13 protein-coding genes are annotated in these 13,924 nt (G+C 50.2%); 4 read left to right on the top strand and 9 right to left on the bottom strand.

From position 1 onward, the window contains the following. Nucleotides 1–10: 10 nt before the first annotated feature. Nucleotides 11–607: an ROK family transcriptional regulator gene (locus EPA93_RS50615; protein ID WP_129892755.1), complete on the top strand. Its 597-nt coding sequence runs from the start codon at nt 11–13 to the stop codon at nt 605–607. Next, nucleotides 586–1,374: an ROK family protein gene (locus EPA93_RS39290; RefSeq protein WP_129892756.1), complete on the top strand. Its 789-nt coding sequence runs from the start codon at nt 586–588 to the stop codon at nt 1,372–1,374. Before EPA93_RS50615 ends, EPA93_RS39290 begins: the two co-directional genes overlap by 22 nt. Nucleotides 1,375–1,589: 215 nt before the next feature. Here the strand turns inward: EPA93_RS39290 and EPA93_RS39295 are convergent, their stop codons facing one another. Further along, a complete protein-coding gene (locus EPA93_RS39295) occupies nt 1,590–3,107 on the bottom strand; it encodes an FGGY-family carbohydrate kinase (protein WP_129892757.1) in 1,518 nt (505 codons plus the stop codon). Nucleotides 3,108–3,253: 146 nt separating this feature from the next. Continuing rightward, nucleotides 3,254–4,051, bottom strand: a complete 798-nt coding sequence (locus EPA93_RS39300) for a class I fructose-bisphosphate aldolase (RefSeq protein ID WP_129892758.1) — start codon at nt 4,049–4,051, stop codon at nt 3,254–3,256. 230 nt (nt 4,052–4,281) lie between these two features. Here EPA93_RS39300 and EPA93_RS39305 point away from each other — a divergent pair, with 230 nt between their 5' ends. Then, a complete protein-coding gene (locus tag EPA93_RS39305) occupies nt 4,282–5,217 on the top strand; it encodes an RpnC/YadD family protein (RefSeq protein ID WP_129892759.1) in 936 nt (311 codons plus the stop codon). Between the two features lie 449 nt (nt 5,218–5,666). After that, complete coding sequence (locus EPA93_RS39310; RefSeq protein WP_129892760.1) at nt 5,667–6,080, top strand: FliH/SctL family protein; 414 nt, start codon at nt 5,667–5,669, stop codon at nt 6,078–6,080. Nucleotides 6,081–6,275: 195 nt separating this feature from the next. Here the strand turns inward: EPA93_RS39310 and EPA93_RS39315 are convergent, their stop codons facing one another. The 7 genes from EPA93_RS39315 to EPA93_RS39345 form a co-directional block, all read right to left on the bottom strand. After that, on the bottom strand, nt 6,276–7,250 hold the full coding sequence (locus tag EPA93_RS39315) for a glycine betaine ABC transporter substrate-binding protein (RefSeq protein ID WP_129892761.1): 975 nt from the start codon (nt 7,248–7,250) through the stop codon (nt 6,276–6,278). Nucleotides 7,251–7,335: 85 nt separating this feature from the next. Next, nucleotides 7,336–8,001, bottom strand: a complete 666-nt coding sequence (locus EPA93_RS39320; protein WP_129892762.1) for an ABC transporter permease — start codon at nt 7,999–8,001, stop codon at nt 7,336–7,338. Between the two features lie 24 nt (nt 8,002–8,025). Next, a complete protein-coding gene (locus EPA93_RS39325; RefSeq protein WP_129892763.1) occupies nt 8,026–8,682 on the bottom strand; it encodes an ABC transporter permease in 657 nt (218 codons plus the stop codon). A 62-nt stretch (nt 8,683–8,744) separates the two neighbouring features. Next, nucleotides 8,745–9,746: an ABC transporter ATP-binding protein gene (locus tag EPA93_RS39330; RefSeq protein ID WP_129892764.1), complete on the bottom strand. Its 1,002-nt coding sequence runs from the start codon at nt 9,744–9,746 to the stop codon at nt 8,745–8,747. A 309-nt stretch (nt 9,747–10,055) separates the two neighbouring features. Continuing rightward, entirely contained in the window at nt 10,056–10,448 is a 393-nt protein-coding gene (locus EPA93_RS39335) for a cupredoxin domain-containing protein (RefSeq protein ID WP_129892765.1), read from the bottom strand. A 308-nt stretch (nt 10,449–10,756) separates the two neighbouring features. Then, nucleotides 10,757–13,195 (bottom strand): serine/threonine protein kinase, encoded by a 2,439-nt coding sequence (locus tag EPA93_RS39340; protein ID WP_129892766.1) that lies wholly within the window; start codon nt 13,193–13,195, stop codon nt 10,757–10,759. A 189-nt stretch (nt 13,196–13,384) separates the two neighbouring features. Beyond that, nucleotides 13,385–13,855, bottom strand: a complete 471-nt coding sequence (locus EPA93_RS39345) for a cupin domain-containing protein (protein ID WP_242527230.1) — start codon at nt 13,853–13,855, stop codon at nt 13,385–13,387. Nucleotides 13,856–13,924: the final 69 nt, after the last annotated feature.

Raw genomic sequence — 13,924 nt, forward strand, 5'->3', positions numbered from 1 at the left:
GAAAGGGCCTATGAGTGATGCTGTTCAGCGCCTGATCCAGGATATGCGTCTGCATAGTGTCGATGGAAGCGATAAATCTTCAGGCTCGCAGGGAACGGGTCTCCACTATGTGCGGGAATATAATCGTCTGTTAGTTTTAAATTGTGTACGTGAGTATGGGCCAATTGCGCGGGTGATGATTGCAAAGCGCACGGGTCTCTCGCGCACCACGGTGAGCAGTATAATAGACGTTCTCTTACAAGAAGGCTTTGTGCGCGAGGGCAGTTTTTCTCATTCGAGCTCCGAGGGGGGACGGCGTGCTATTCTTGTCCACTTCAACGCTGAGACTGGCTATGTGATTGGAATTGATATTGGGCGCTCCCACCTTACCATCCTCATAACTGATCTATCTGCTAAGATTATTGCCCGTCAATCCGGTCAGTTTGATATTGAACGAGGTCCCAAAATTTGCTTACCCCTGCTCATTGCTGAGATGCGCGTCTTTGTGGAGAATGCCGGTATTTCGTGGGAGCGCATTGTGGGCATTGGCCTGGGTATTCCCGGCCCTCTTGATGCGCAGCGGCGAAAGTTAAGTGCTCCCCAGGTATGCCAGGTTGGGATAATGTAGATGTATGGGGGGTATTGCAGCATGAGTTTGGGGTACCACTCTATATGGATAATGATGCCAACATGGGAGCTCTGGGAGAGAGCCGTTGTGGCGCTGCTCGGGGCTCTATGAATATGGCATATATCAAAGTGGCTACCGGGATTGGTGGTGGCCTGATCGTCGATGGGCATATTTATCGAGGACATAGTGGAAGCGCGGGCGAACTGGGGCATATCAGTATCGATGAGGACGGGCCGCTGTGTGTGTGCGGCAATCGTGGCTGCCTGGAGACTCTGGCCGGTGCTCGGGCCATTGTTGAGGATGCGCTTCTGGGGAGATCGCTACATGCTAGAGGCGAAGCAAACGCTGAGAAGGGAAGCGCAGTCAGTCTTTTAGTGAGGCGAAAGGATCAGTTAGCGCAAGCAGAGCCGGGCAGCGCTGAGTATGTCAGGGCAGATATTGCCGATGTGATACTTGCTGCACAGCGTGGAGATGCTGCCAGCGTGGCAGCTCTTGAGCGAGCCGGTGAGCATATTGGTATAGCTCTGGCCGGACTGATTAATCTGTTCAATCCAGCCACAATTGTGGTTGATGGGGGAGTGGCTCGTGCCGGTGCTCTTCTCCTTGCCCCTTTGCGACGCGTTGCGGCCGCTTGTAGCTTGCCCGCAGCCTGGAATGGTACGCGTATTTTGCCAGGTGAATTGGGCAATGATGCTATCGCGCTAGGGGCCGTAATTACGGTTATCGATATTGCATTTAGCCCTGTGCCGCATCCGCTGAGCTCATAAATTGTGGCTTAAGCCGCGCTCCCTTGAAAGCTTAAATACGCATTCTGTTATTCCCTTCTCTGCTAGCCTGCCACTATCTTCTCTATGGATGGCACGATGGAGCCAGTTAGTTTGTTAAATTGCCAAACTAACTAACGCTCTCTAAGTGAGAGCCACTATGCGCCTATAACTAGAATGGTGAGTTTTCTCTCATTCACTGTGTTGGCTAATGTAGCCTACAAATTACTGTGAGGATACTGTGCCAATAGAGCATCCCGTGCTGGAATGTAGACCTGCTGATAGATCTCTCTATAAATGGCTATAGCCTCCTCGCCTGGCTCATAGCTGACTTCCGTATGCTGGATGCTTGCAGCAGCCTCCTCGCTTGAATGAAAGATGCCTTTCCCTAAACCAGCTAGCAGTGCAGCTCCTGTTGCTGCAGCTTCGCTAATTTGCGGTACTCTGATACGGCAGCCGGTGATTTCGGCCTTGATCTGCATTAATAGCGCGGCGCGAGTTGTGCCACCAATGGCGACAATTTCTGGCTGTGAGGCTGAACTACAATAAGATAACAATATTTCCAGGTTGTCGCGCAGCCAGAAGCCCAGACTTTCGAGCAGGGCGCGCATGAGTTCGCCCCGGCCATGTGAGGGGCTGAGTCCAAGGATGGCTGCGAGGGCGGTATCGTGTCGATGTGGCGTGCCTGTACCTAAAAAATAAGGCAGGATAGTGGTTCCGCGTGCTCCTCGTGGTGCGCATGCCGCATCTTGCAAGGCTTGCGTGTATGCCTCCTCATGGCCATCTTGCCCATAGAGAAGAGAGACGAGCCAGGCAAAAGCTCCTCCAGCGAAGTTAAGCCCACCAAGGATGACGTATGTTTGGGGCAACACATATGCGTAGCTCTGGCTGCCGGAACTGCGCAGGTTATCGGAGGGCTGGAAATGCTTGCTGAGCACCATCACTGAGCAGGCAGTGCCGGTTGAGTCAAGAATCTGGTCGGGCTTTGTAATACCGGCGGCAAGAGCTCCACAGAGGTGATCATGGCCGCCTGTAACCACGAGAGTATGCCTGGGCAGCCCGGTTTCAGCGCTGGCACTTTTACTGACGGTTCCAATAGGTGTTCCGCTGGGATAGGCCTGCGGAAGCCAATCGATGGGGATCTCGGCATGCGCTAGAAGGGAAGTTGACCAGGTAAGCTTTTGCTGATCGAAGACCATAGTGCGTGAGGCAAGGCTATAATCGGTCGCCATCTGACCGCTGAGCTTCCAGAGCACGAAGTCCTCGATACTGAGCCAATGGCTGATGTGTTTAAAGATGTCGGGGCGATGCTGGCGCAGCCAGAGCAGTTTATTGATGCCAAACATGGAGTGAATAGCGTGGCCAGTAATGTCATAGATGGCTTTATGCCCCAGCGTTTCTTGCCACCAGGTAGCCTGGGAAGCAGTGCGCGGATCATACCAGGCGATAGCATTATGCAGGATGTTGCCATGGGCATCGAGCGGAAAGCCAGCTTCTCCCATGCTGGATACAGAGACGCCGCAGATACGCTCTGGCTTCGTGCATTGCTTAAGTGCCTGCTGCAGGCTATCTACAACTGCTTGCCAGAGCTCTTGCGCCGCGAACTCGCTCCATTCCATAGTTGGATGTTGTGTAATAGTACGGCAACTCCCTATAGCACAAACTTTGCCAGCCTCTACGTCGACGATGATTGCCTTGGTGTTTGTGGTGCCTACATCAATGCCTGCAAGATACATGGGCCTGTCCCTTTCTTTCGTATGCGCTTGTCAGTATGTATGAAAAGGGAACCAGGAAGGGATAGTATAGAGAGACCATACTAATAGGGCAAGAAGCTTGCTTACAAAGCTGGCCTCTCTAAACATGGTGCTGGCGAGAACTATGCTTAAACGCTTTCGTTGAGAATGCGTAGGGCATCTGCAACGCTGGCGTCGTGATGTACGATAGCTACCAGGGCGCGGGTCATTGCCTGGGGCGAGGGCGCTTGCCAGACGTTGCGTCCGATAACGACCCCCGAGGCGCCTGCATCCATCGCCTCGCGAAGCAGTGCAAAAAATTCTTCGTCATTTTTGACTCTTGGACCACCAAGTACCAGTACAGGCGCAAAGCTTGTCTCTATGACGTGCTTGAAACCTTCACGCTTGCCTGTGTAGAAGGTCTTGATAATATCTGCCCCGTTTTCGACGGCCATCCGGCAAGCTGAAGCGACTGCCTCAACTGCGTGGGAGGCAGGGTGCGGATCGAAACCGTAGGGTAAGGCTTCCGCCATAATGGGAATATTCCAGCGATGGGCTTTTTCGGCTAAAAAGGGGAAATAAATGGTTGTGTTGCGATCGCGTTCCAGGCCCGGAAAATACATAGCTGCTGCGGCATCGGCGCTCAGCTCTAGCAGAGTCTCGACCTCGACAATTTGCTCTCTAGAGCTCTCAAAGAGGGGAGACGTGGCTCCGTCGCAACGTATCATGAGTCCAACATGGCTCAGATGCTGCCCAAATTTGCGCGCAATACCGGCTGTCGTCAGGATTGCATCAGCTCCACCAGCTATCACCTGTTCCAGAACTTTTTCCGCGTTCTCAAAGCCCGCCAGGGCGCCAAGGGTTCCGCCATGATCCATTGCGATGGTAACTGAACGTGCGTCTGAGGCGAAAAGACGATGATAGCGCCTTGTCAGGTGGTTGCTCATGTTGCTGCTGCCTCCCGATGGATATAACTTGACACTTGTATAACTTTCTCTAAATTAAGCATAGTCTGAGTATGGCCGAGTTGTCAATAGATAGATTTTATTTCCTCTATTCTTGTGTATCAAAGGTTTTAGATATAGACACATATTATATTATCTGTTATACTTCAGCCACGATAAGCGTATGTGCATGCACCGCTATCGGAGATTAAAGTGGAGAGGGTATCAAAATATTGAATACTCAAACACATAAAATTTGGGATGATTCGTTAAAGAGGCTCATCCGGGCAAATCCGCAACATTTTGTCTCCTGGTTATTAGAAGGCGCAGTTTTCCAAAACTGGGCTTCAAGTGAGCTGAAGAACCGGACCTTGGAAGCCGATGCCATGTTGGGGGTGGTACTGAACGGGCAAGAAATGTACTTGCATATCGAGTTTCAGAGCAAGGAAGATATCAGCATGGCCCAACGTCTGTTGGAATATAATGTATTAGCAACACGTACATTAAAGCGACCTGTGTTATCATGTGTGCTATACTTGCGCAAAAGTAATAACACGGCAGAGCCGCCTCTTATATGGGTTTTGCCGGATGGTCTGGAGATACTGAGCTTTCGCTTTGTAGTTACAAAGTTGTGGGAGGTCTCGGTCATCGAGCTTATGGAGACTGGATTAGCAGGGCTGTTGCCACTCGTGCCTCTGGCTAAGGATGGCGGCAGCCATGAAGTCATAGATGCCATGGCCAAAAAGATAGTTGAGGCCAGGCAGACTGAGTTATTGCCTCTCGCTAAGTTGTTTGCCGGGTTGGTGTTGACGAAGGAGGCTGACCGCCACTGGTTGGAAAGGATTTTTGCGATGTATAACGATATCTTGGAAGAGTCCTGGGTCTATCAGGAAATCTTGGAAAAAGGGATGGCTCAGGGGCTAGAAAAGGGGCGTAGGGAGGAGTTGCGTGCGGAAATGCGCAGGTTGCGTGCAGCCTTGCTGGCTATTGTGCAGAAGAGTTATCCAGCGTTGCTCCAGCCGGTCGAGGTGGTGAGCGAAAAGATCAGCGATCCAGAAGTCTTACAGAATTTGCTAGTCAAGATAGCCCTGGCGGCAAACAGGCAGGAAGTGCAGGAGATCCTGGCCCAAATTCCCGAGACCAGCAAGGGACAGACAACAACAAACTAGAGCGCTGGGGAAGTTCAACAACCAACGACTCAGCCAAAGAGTGAAGAAAATCTGGTTGGGCTGATCTGGTTAGGCATTATGTTTTCATACTTAGGTGAGCAAGCGCTGTATCAATGCTCTAGATTAGAGCTTTGGACGAGCTTTGCTTTATAATGATCTGACTGATCAGCCCGAGATATTGGCAGCTAAAAGGCTGAAAGCGCGGGCTTCCATTGGAGACCTGGAAAGGGAAGTCACACAGTTTGGAGCCATCCGCTACTATCTGAAGTTGAAATCACTTTTTGTGAAGACACGATAATATTTAAGACAGTACAAACATTATCGAGTTTTCATACCTGGTGGATCTGATGTTAACAACTATTGAGTAGAAATAGTAATCAGGAAAGTTGTTTGCCGGGTTGGTATTGATGAAGGAGGCCGACCGCTACTGGTTGGAAAGGATTTTTGCGATGTATGGTGATATCTTGGAGGAGTCCTGGGTCTATCAAGAAATCTTGGAAAAGGGAAAGGCTCAGGGACTAGAGAAAGGGATGGCTCAGGGAATAGAGATAGGAATGGCTCAAGGGCTAGAGAAGGGACTAGAAAAAGGACTAGAGAAAGGGCTAGAAAAAGGAATGGCTCAAGGGCTAGAGAAGGGACGTAGGGAGGAGTTGCGAAGAATGCGTGCGGCTTTACTGACTATTGTACGCAAGAATTATCTATTTTTGCTCCAGCCGGCCGAGATGGTGAGCGAAAAGATCAGCGATCCAGAAGTCTTACAGGATTTGCTAGTCAAGATAGCCCTGGCGGCAGACGGGCAGGAAGTGCAGGAGATCCTGGCCTACGTCCCGGAGATCAACATAGGTCAGACAGCAACAAATTAAGGCGCTGGGGAAGTTCAACAACCAACGACTCAGCCAGGTTGTGCAGGAAGTTTTTTCGGGCTGATCTGGTTTTCTAACGCAATATCAAGAGTCGATAAGCGGTTATCAGCTGAGGGAAGCTTTTTCAGGCCTGATATACTACAAAAAGCAAGCAGATAGGAGAAGAGCCCCCTATCTGCTTTTATCTCTTAAGGACTAGAGCAAGCCTTTGCTCTTCAAGAAATCGGTCGCCACATCGGTGATAGCTTTGCTTGCCGATGCGCCTGCTTTCTGCTTTTCCGCTACTTGCGACTGCAGCTGCATACTGACCTCAGTAGTCAGATCAGGAGCCAGCGGATTCAGCGTAGTAGCGATATCAGGATACTTTTGTAACACAGAATTACGGACAATAGGAGCCGGATTAAAGGCCGGGAAACCGTTCTTATCGTCCTGCAGGAAGATAAAACCTTTTTGGAGAGCACTACTATCCGTGGTGTAGCAGACAGCAACCTGAGCCTTATCGCTGCTTACGGCCGTAAAGCCCAACGCGTAGTCAATAGTCTGAGTCTGCTTGAAGCTCTTGGTATCAAAGCCGTAGGTAGACTTTAGCCCGTCGATGAAAGAGATACCATCGCTGGGCGAAGCCAGGACAAGCTGTGAAACCTTGGGAGCCAGTTGAGAAATGTTCGTGACCCCCAGCTTTTGGGCTTCATCTTTTGTCGTGCAGAGCCCATACCCATCGTTCAGAGGTGAAGCATCCAGCCAGGTGATATTGAACTGCTTATTGTAAGCATCCTTCACTGTCTGATAATCCTTCTGGGGATAGTGTGCTGTGGGCATCTTCAAGGCATTCAACGCTGTATAGGTAAACTCGGGATACAAGTCAATGGCGCCGCTCTTAATAGCCTGAAAGATGATCGTACTGTTGCCCAGAGCCGGCTTTTCGTTGACTGTAAAGCCTTTCTTCTGGAGCAGCAGCGTATACATCTTAGCCAGGAGCTGGTTCTCAACGTCGAGCTTACTGGCTACAGTGATCGGCCCTTTGGGTCCTGCCGAGCTATTACCACTTGTGTTACCACTGCTCTGAGTGCCGCCGCTATTGCCCGCCGTTCCACATGCAGAAAGTAAGAGCAGAGCTGACAACAATAGCGAAAGCACGAACTTTGCGCGTAATGAGCGCAGGGAAGTCATATCTTCCTCCTTAAAATAATAAAGACGAATAAGGTGCTGAGCAAGTATAGCATACTTATTCAACGCCTGGAACATCGTTTAAGCGTTATATCTGGGCAATTTCAACTTCACCTTGCACGCGAATACCGGCAGGCGTCAGTACACGCTGTAGCCAGGCCATAAAAACTTCAATAATAATGGCAAGAATGGCTACGGGGATGGCGCCGGCAAGCATTTCAGCATTGTTTAATTTGTAGAGCCCATCGACGATATAATCGCCGTATCCTCCCGCACCTATAAACGCAGCAAGCGTGGCAGTAGCCACAATTTGTACTGCCGCTGTTCGGATGCCAGCCGCGACAATCGGCGAAACAAGGGGTATCTGGATGCGCGTAATAATCTGTCCCCGTGTCATCCCCATACCGCGTGCGGCGTCGATGGTTGCCGGATCAATGCCCCTTAGCCCGGTATAAGTATTGAGCAGAACCGGTGGTATGCCAAGGATAATCAAGGCCACAACCGTAGGCGTAAAGCCAAGACCAAGGTAGGGTAGTACCGCGATCAGAAAGGCGATAATTGGAATTGCACGCATCAATCCACTAAGATTGACAGCGATGAAACCGAGCACGGCGTTGCGCGAGACGATAATCCCGAGGATAACGCCAATGATCACTGATACCACAATTGAGAATGCGCATATCTGGATATATGCGATAGTATGACCTATAAAATCATTGTGCGGATCAGCAATAAACTGGAGGATCTCACCCATGATCTTCTGTTCCTCCTATTCTTCTTAAGCAACCGAGAGGGCGCTGCGTCCACGATTAAGGGCAGTTTGTACAAGGAGCAAAAGCAAATCGGCGACGATGGCAAAAAGCGCCATAAGAATTGCTCCGGCAATGACTGCCTGTGTATCGCCGCTGGTGATATTTTTGAAGATGAGGTCACCCAGGCCGCCTTCTCCAACCAGCGAGTCCAGCGAGGCAATACCGACAGTCGTTACGGTTGCAATACGAATACCCGCTACGATCACTGGCAGGGCTAAAGGCAGAGTGACGCGAAAGAGTAACTGGCGTGGACTCATGCCCATGGCGCGACCCACTTCTAATAGGAGCGGGTCGATACCATTGACAGCGGTAGCTGTATTGCGAATCAGCACAAGTTGGGCATAAAGGACAAGAGGAATAATGGCTGTGGTAAAGCTTAACCCGGTAACTGTGATCAGGATACCGAGCAAAGCAATACCTGGGATGGTGTAAAGTAAGCCTGTAAAGGTAATCACCGGGAAATAGAACTGGCGATGGCGGGCTACAAAAAGTCCCACAGGTATGGCGATGATAAGCGCGATGAGCATGCTGACGCCAACCAGAAATGCGTGCTGCCAGATCAAGTTAGGAATGCTTCCCGGATCTGACAAGTCATAGTTATAGGGACTGAGTAGATAATTCATGAAAATGCCTTTCGTTAGCATACATTGCCCGTCAGCAGGCAGGAATGCTAGTGGATCGTTGCTTATAACTTCGTCTCTATATGCTCGGCGGGTTGCGTACGCGTCTGCGTGATTTCCCGGTTGATACTGGCAAGGGTAATATATCCAAGGGGTTCGGAGGAACCGTTATTCTGCACCTTAAGCCCGGGGGCGTTGGTTTCGAGTAGCTTGAGCATTGCCTCTAACAATGTTGCATGTGCCTCGAATGTAGGCACATTATTCTGGATAGCTGCTTCTGGCTGTTTCTCCAGGGCATCACTAACGGGCAAATACTGAAGTTGGCGTAGAATACTATCGGCTCCTACAAGCTGACGTACAAAGTCATTGACTGGCCGCGCAAGCAACTCGACCGGCGAGCCGATCTGGACTAGCTTGCCTTCAGAGAGCACTGCGATCTGATTGCCAAGTTTGAAGGCCTCTTCAATATCGTGTGAGACAAAAAGAATAGTTTTTTGTACATCCTTTTGCACGCGCATTAATTCTTCTTGCATGCGTGCACGGGTAATTGCATCTAACGCTCCAAAGGGCTCATCCATCAACAGAATTGCCGGATCTGTGGCAAGCGCACGGGCAAGCCCCACTCGCTGCTGCTGGCCGCCCGAGAGCTGGCGCGGGAAGCGTTTGCGATATTCGTCGGGCGGTAAGCCCACCAGGTTTAACAGTTCGTCAACGCGTGTGTTAAGCTGCTGCCTTGTCCAGCCTCCGGCAATGTCCGCGGTAACCCGGACATTCTCTGCGACCGTCATATGAGGGAAAAGTCCAACTTGCTGAATGACGTAGCCGATGCGACGCCGCAACTGAATTGGATTTTCCTCAAGGACATTGGTTCCGTCGATGATGATTTCGCCAGAACTTGGCTCAATCAGACGGTTGACCATACGCAGAAGCGTTGTTTTGCCGGAGCCAGAGGTACCTACCAGCATACATGTGCTGCCTTCTGGCACATCAAAGGTGACAGCATCGACGGCAGGTCGACTAGCACCAGGATATTGTTTGGTGATGTTATGGAAAGCGATTTTTACCATGCCGTTGTGCTTCCTCTCTTATAAATTGTATGTTACGTAGTTCGGTGTGTATTATACAATATGTTGTACAGCCAATTCCTGGCAAATAGCACAAATGTTCCGCTGGAGAAAAAAATCTCTAGCTCATGTTTGTGGCAATCTTATATAAGATACGAGATCGGCAAGAAAAAGGTGGACAGTTAAGCGGCCTGAAGTAGGGCAATGTTGCCTGGCGTTTGCTGGCCGCTAGCTAGCGTGGTCTATTGGAAGGTTGCAGGGGCAAGACGCGGCTCGGCCCGAAACTGAAGCCGCGTCTTGCTTGATTGAGGGTTATTTCACGATAACTGTCAGGTTCATACCCGGGTGAACAGTACAGTAGAGCTGGAAGGTGCCCGCAGTTGTGAACGGTCCAATTGTCTGGGTGCCGCTGCCTACGGATTGGACATCAACCTTTGGCGCGCCTGGCTCAATTGAAGGCCTGGCGCTCATATCTTTCCAGGTACCGTTTTGTATAATATGGGCAGTTCCGGTATCATTAATCAGATCTAGTTTGCTGCCCTTGGGAATGGTAATAGAAGTGGGCAAAAAATGAGTATCATCCATATGAACCGCTGGCCCTGAACTGGCACTGGAACTACTCCCACTATCAGCGCCGCCTCCGCAGGCAGCAAATACTATGGCAATAAGGCCGAATAGAGTAAGAGCTACAATGAGCTTCTTCATAAGTAAAAAATCTCCCTTAGCAAGTGCGACGATTGAGCATATAAGCTCGTATGGCTGTTGCCGATCTGGCCGTTTTCTCCTGTGTGGCAACCTGGGATAATTGCTAGTTGCATTATATGCTGATCTCTATAGAAATAGAGACCTGATTTTTTTGTCAGCGACCACCTTAAGGCAAATGTCCGAAATGTTGTAGCTACTTGTTGTAAACTGGCTGTGCTCTACATAAAAATACTGATGAGTAGTGGTCAGCGTAGCGAAGAAGCTGACCACTACTCATGGATTTTATAACTTGGTACGTTAGTTATACCTTATATGTGGGTCCAACCGACGAGATATAGCTGTGTTCCGTCATCTATGCTGGCGAACTGATGCAGAGGTCCACCTTTCAATGATCCATAGACCATGCTATATGTATGGGTTTGCGAATTGAAGGATTGTAAGGCATAGAACGCTTCATCGTTTGAGATATTTGACCAGGCATATTGCGTGAATGGGCAGAGGGCCTGAGAATGCTCGTTGTCGGTGGTCAGGCGATTGAGTTCCTTACCATCTACGCTCATTTTCCATAGGCCATTCTGGCTGCTATCTCCGGCCTGATTTTCGATGAGCAACAGAAGAGTAGTTGGGCTAACCGAGCGAATGGCGGTGATTGCTTGATTTGCATTGCTATAAACCATCTTTGCTGTGCCTCCTGTAGCAGGTTGGACAGTGACGACACTTGGACCGTTTGCCTGTGTTGCTGCAGGTGTACATTGGCTCATAAAGAGCTGTGAAACGTCATAGCTGCTGTCAAAACTATTGCAGGCGAGTGGAGTCGTAGCAACTTTCTGCAGATCTCCATCATGCTGATTAGCACCTTTGCGCGTATCAAGAATATAGATATCTTGCCCCGAGGCATTGGCATTGGGCAGGAGGGTGGTCATATAGATAGCTGTATTGCTCTGCCAGGTGCGTGGAATATAGCTCAGATTTGCTTGTGGTATGAGCTCGGGCTGCAATACTCCCGTCGCCAGATTGAGTAGATAGGTAATGGGCTTATCCTGGCCTGCGTTGAATACAACCTGTTGCTGATTGAAAGACCATTGACTATGAGTAATGGAGCTATGTACAGGGGCGCAGTAAAGTGTCTGTTGGGCCAGGCCATCGACGCGTATCAGGCGGAGTTGCATCTGGCCAGCAATTTGGACCGTGAAGAGCACCCATTGGCCATCCCGCGAGAGCTGGGCCTCGCTGATGTAAGCTGTGGGGAGGCGAATGATATCCTGGGCGGGGAGATCCGATGTGACATCGCGCAGTTTGAGGGTTGCGGCAAGAGGTTTGTCGGAGGTGCCTTCATCTACGATATAGGCAAGGTTTGGATTTTTTCCTGATATGAAGGGAGGCATGAGGGGAGCGCGCGCAACTCCTTCTGGTGGACAGTTGGTTGCTGTGACAGGGAGCTGGTTGCCTGTGGCAACTCCTGGATTTGTTGTGATCCCTCCTTTGGTGACTGTGGTAGCGGACGAGATCGGGCTTGAGGGGGAGCCGCCAGGCTGTCGACCAATTCTTAAATCAATGTATCCCCCGCTATAGAGAATGGTTCCCAGGCTAATCACGAGGGCAAGAATGATACAAATAAGGATTATGATTAAAGGCTTCTGCGCGTGTGGATGCGTGGATGGGGATACTGGATGTTGGATAGGCGCGGTGGAAGAGGCATAAATTGCGCTACCAGAAGATAGAGTGGCTTCGATGGAAGTGGTAGGCGTTCCTGACCGTGTATCAGGATGAGGGATGATTATCTGCCTGGGCTGCTGTGCTAAAGGCTGTGAAATTATTTGGGTATTAGTATCGTTTGGCTGAGGCGAAGCACTAGAAGTGCTAAAAGAAGCTAAAGGCTCTGGCGGGAATTTGGTTGAGGATAGAGCTTGCTCTAAGGCCTGGCGAAATTCATTGCAGCTTTGATAACGCTTACCTGGCTCTTTAGAGAGCGCACGCATGATGGCGGCGTTCAAGGCTGCAGAAATCTGGGGATTATGAGTGTAGAGCGGAGCCGGCTGTTCGTGGAGATGCTGCATAAACACGCCTATATAGTTATCGGCGTTGAAGGGGCGTTTCCCGGTGAGCATCTCGTAGAGGACGATGCCCATCGAATAAATATCGCTGGCAAAGGTAGGCTGTCCCGTAATCTGCTCTGGAGCCATATAATCAGGGGTTCCAGCGATTGTGTGAGATATGGTGCTTTCCGTTGCTTGTAGGGGGAGAGGATCACTGGGGGATGAAGTTATTTTAACCAGGCCGAAATCTGAGAGCAGGAGCGTGCCATCGGCTTTAAAGAGCATATTTCCCGGTTTGATATCGCGATGTATTAAGCCTCGGTTGTGCGCGTACTGTAGGGCGTCTAGAATTTGTCCAGCGAGTTTAATGGCCTGTTGGATTGGCACAGGACCGAGTTCACGCAAGCGATCACGTAAGGAACCGCCAGGCATATAAGGAATTACCAGGCAGGCGATAGTTTCTTGTTCACCATAGTCATAGACGGGAAGGATATGTGGATGATCGAGTTGAGCCAGCACGCGCGCTTCGCGAGCAAAGCGGCGCAGAAAGTCTTGCATCTCTCCCGTGCCTGGCTGGAATACTTTGATGGCCACTTCTCTCTGCAGATTGATGTCCTGAGCTAGAAAGACTGTTGCCGTACCTCCATAGCCCAGAGAGTGTAGAATACGATAGTGTCCTAAAATTGTGCCACCCATCTTATCAGGTTGCATTATCGCGCTCTCCTGTGGAATTTGTATTGCATAGTTTATAGACGAAGGGAGTATAGAGTTTGGTACATGCTAAGCTGTGTTTGAATATTTTAGCAAGTGCTCTAGTATTTTTAGCGCTTAGCCTGGATGTGGCACAGAGGAAAACGCGCGCCAGGTCTTCTTATAGGTAGCCGTTGGCGCGCGTGTTGGCTAAAATTTATGGGTGGCGTCGTTGGCCTTTTGCTGCTTGCTATCCAGTGGTTCGAGATTAACCACGATGGGGTCCTGAGAATTACGTACAATCACCCATTGCGATGGCTCATTAGCTGGATTAATCTCCTGATGAGGTACAAATGGTGGTACGTAGATAAAGTCACCGGGATTCACATCTTCCTGGAACTCCAGGTTGTCGCCCCAGCGAATTCTACCGTGACCCGAGACCACATAGATAACGGTTTCAAGCTCGCCATGATGGTGCTTACCGCTAGCCATATGAGGATCAACGACAGTTACTCCGGCCCATATACCTTGCGAGCCGGCAAGCTCGCGCGAAACTGCGGCCACGCGCTGCATACCTGGCGTTTGCGGCGTATTTGCATCAAACTGATGGGGCTTGATCACGCGTACACCCAGGGGTCTCTCACTATTCTGGCTGTTTTGCTTGGCTTCGTTGGTGCTCACTTATTTTCTCCTGGTCTATGGGGACGATGATATTTTTGATTATAACATCTCATCTACGTTTGCAACCAG

Origin of the sequence: Ktedonosporobacter rubrisoli, from assembly GCF_004208415.1 — a bacterium.
Lineage (GTDB): Bacteria > Chloroflexota > Ktedonobacteria > Ktedonobacterales > Ktedonobacteraceae > Ktedonosporobacter > Ktedonosporobacter rubrisoli.

Excerpts from the sequence above, each read along its gene's own strand:
- EPA93_RS39315 (WP_129892761.1), bottom strand. The coding sequence starts at position 7,250 with ATGACTTCCCTGCGCTCATTACGCGCAAAGTTCGTGCTTTCGCTATTG.
- EPA93_RS39320 (WP_129892762.1), bottom strand. The coding sequence starts at position 8,001 with ATGGGTGAGATCCTCCAGTTTATTGCTGATCCGCACAATGATTTTATA.
- EPA93_RS39335 (WP_129892765.1), bottom strand. The coding sequence starts at position 10,448 with ATGAAGAAGCTCATTGTAGCTCTTACTCTATTCGGCCTTATTGCCATA.
- EPA93_RS39295 (WP_129892757.1), bottom strand. The coding sequence starts at position 3,107 with ATGTATCTTGCAGGCATTGATGTAGGCACCACAAACACCAAGGCAATC.
- EPA93_RS39310 (WP_129892760.1), top strand. The coding sequence starts at position 5,667 with ATGTATGGTGATATCTTGGAGGAGTCCTGGGTCTATCAAGAAATCTTG.
- EPA93_RS39330 (WP_129892764.1), bottom strand. The coding sequence starts at position 9,746 with ATGGTAAAAATCGCTTTCCATAACATCACCAAACAATATCCTGGTGCT.
- EPA93_RS39325 (WP_129892763.1), bottom strand. The coding sequence starts at position 8,682 with ATGAATTATCTACTCAGTCCCTATAACTATGACTTGTCAGATCCGGGA.
- EPA93_RS39340 (WP_129892766.1), bottom strand. The coding sequence starts at position 13,195 with ATGCAACCTGATAAGATGGGTGGCACAATTTTAGGACACTATCGTATT.
- EPA93_RS39300 (WP_129892758.1), bottom strand. The coding sequence starts at position 4,051 with ATGAGCAACCACCTGACAAGGCGCTATCATCGTCTTTTCGCCTCAGAC.
- EPA93_RS39290 (WP_129892756.1), top strand. The coding sequence starts at position 586 with ATGCCAGGTTGGGATAATGTAGATGTATGGGGGGTATTGCAGCATGAG.
- EPA93_RS50615 (WP_129892755.1), top strand. The coding sequence starts at position 11 with ATGAGTGATGCTGTTCAGCGCCTGATCCAGGATATGCGTCTGCATAGT.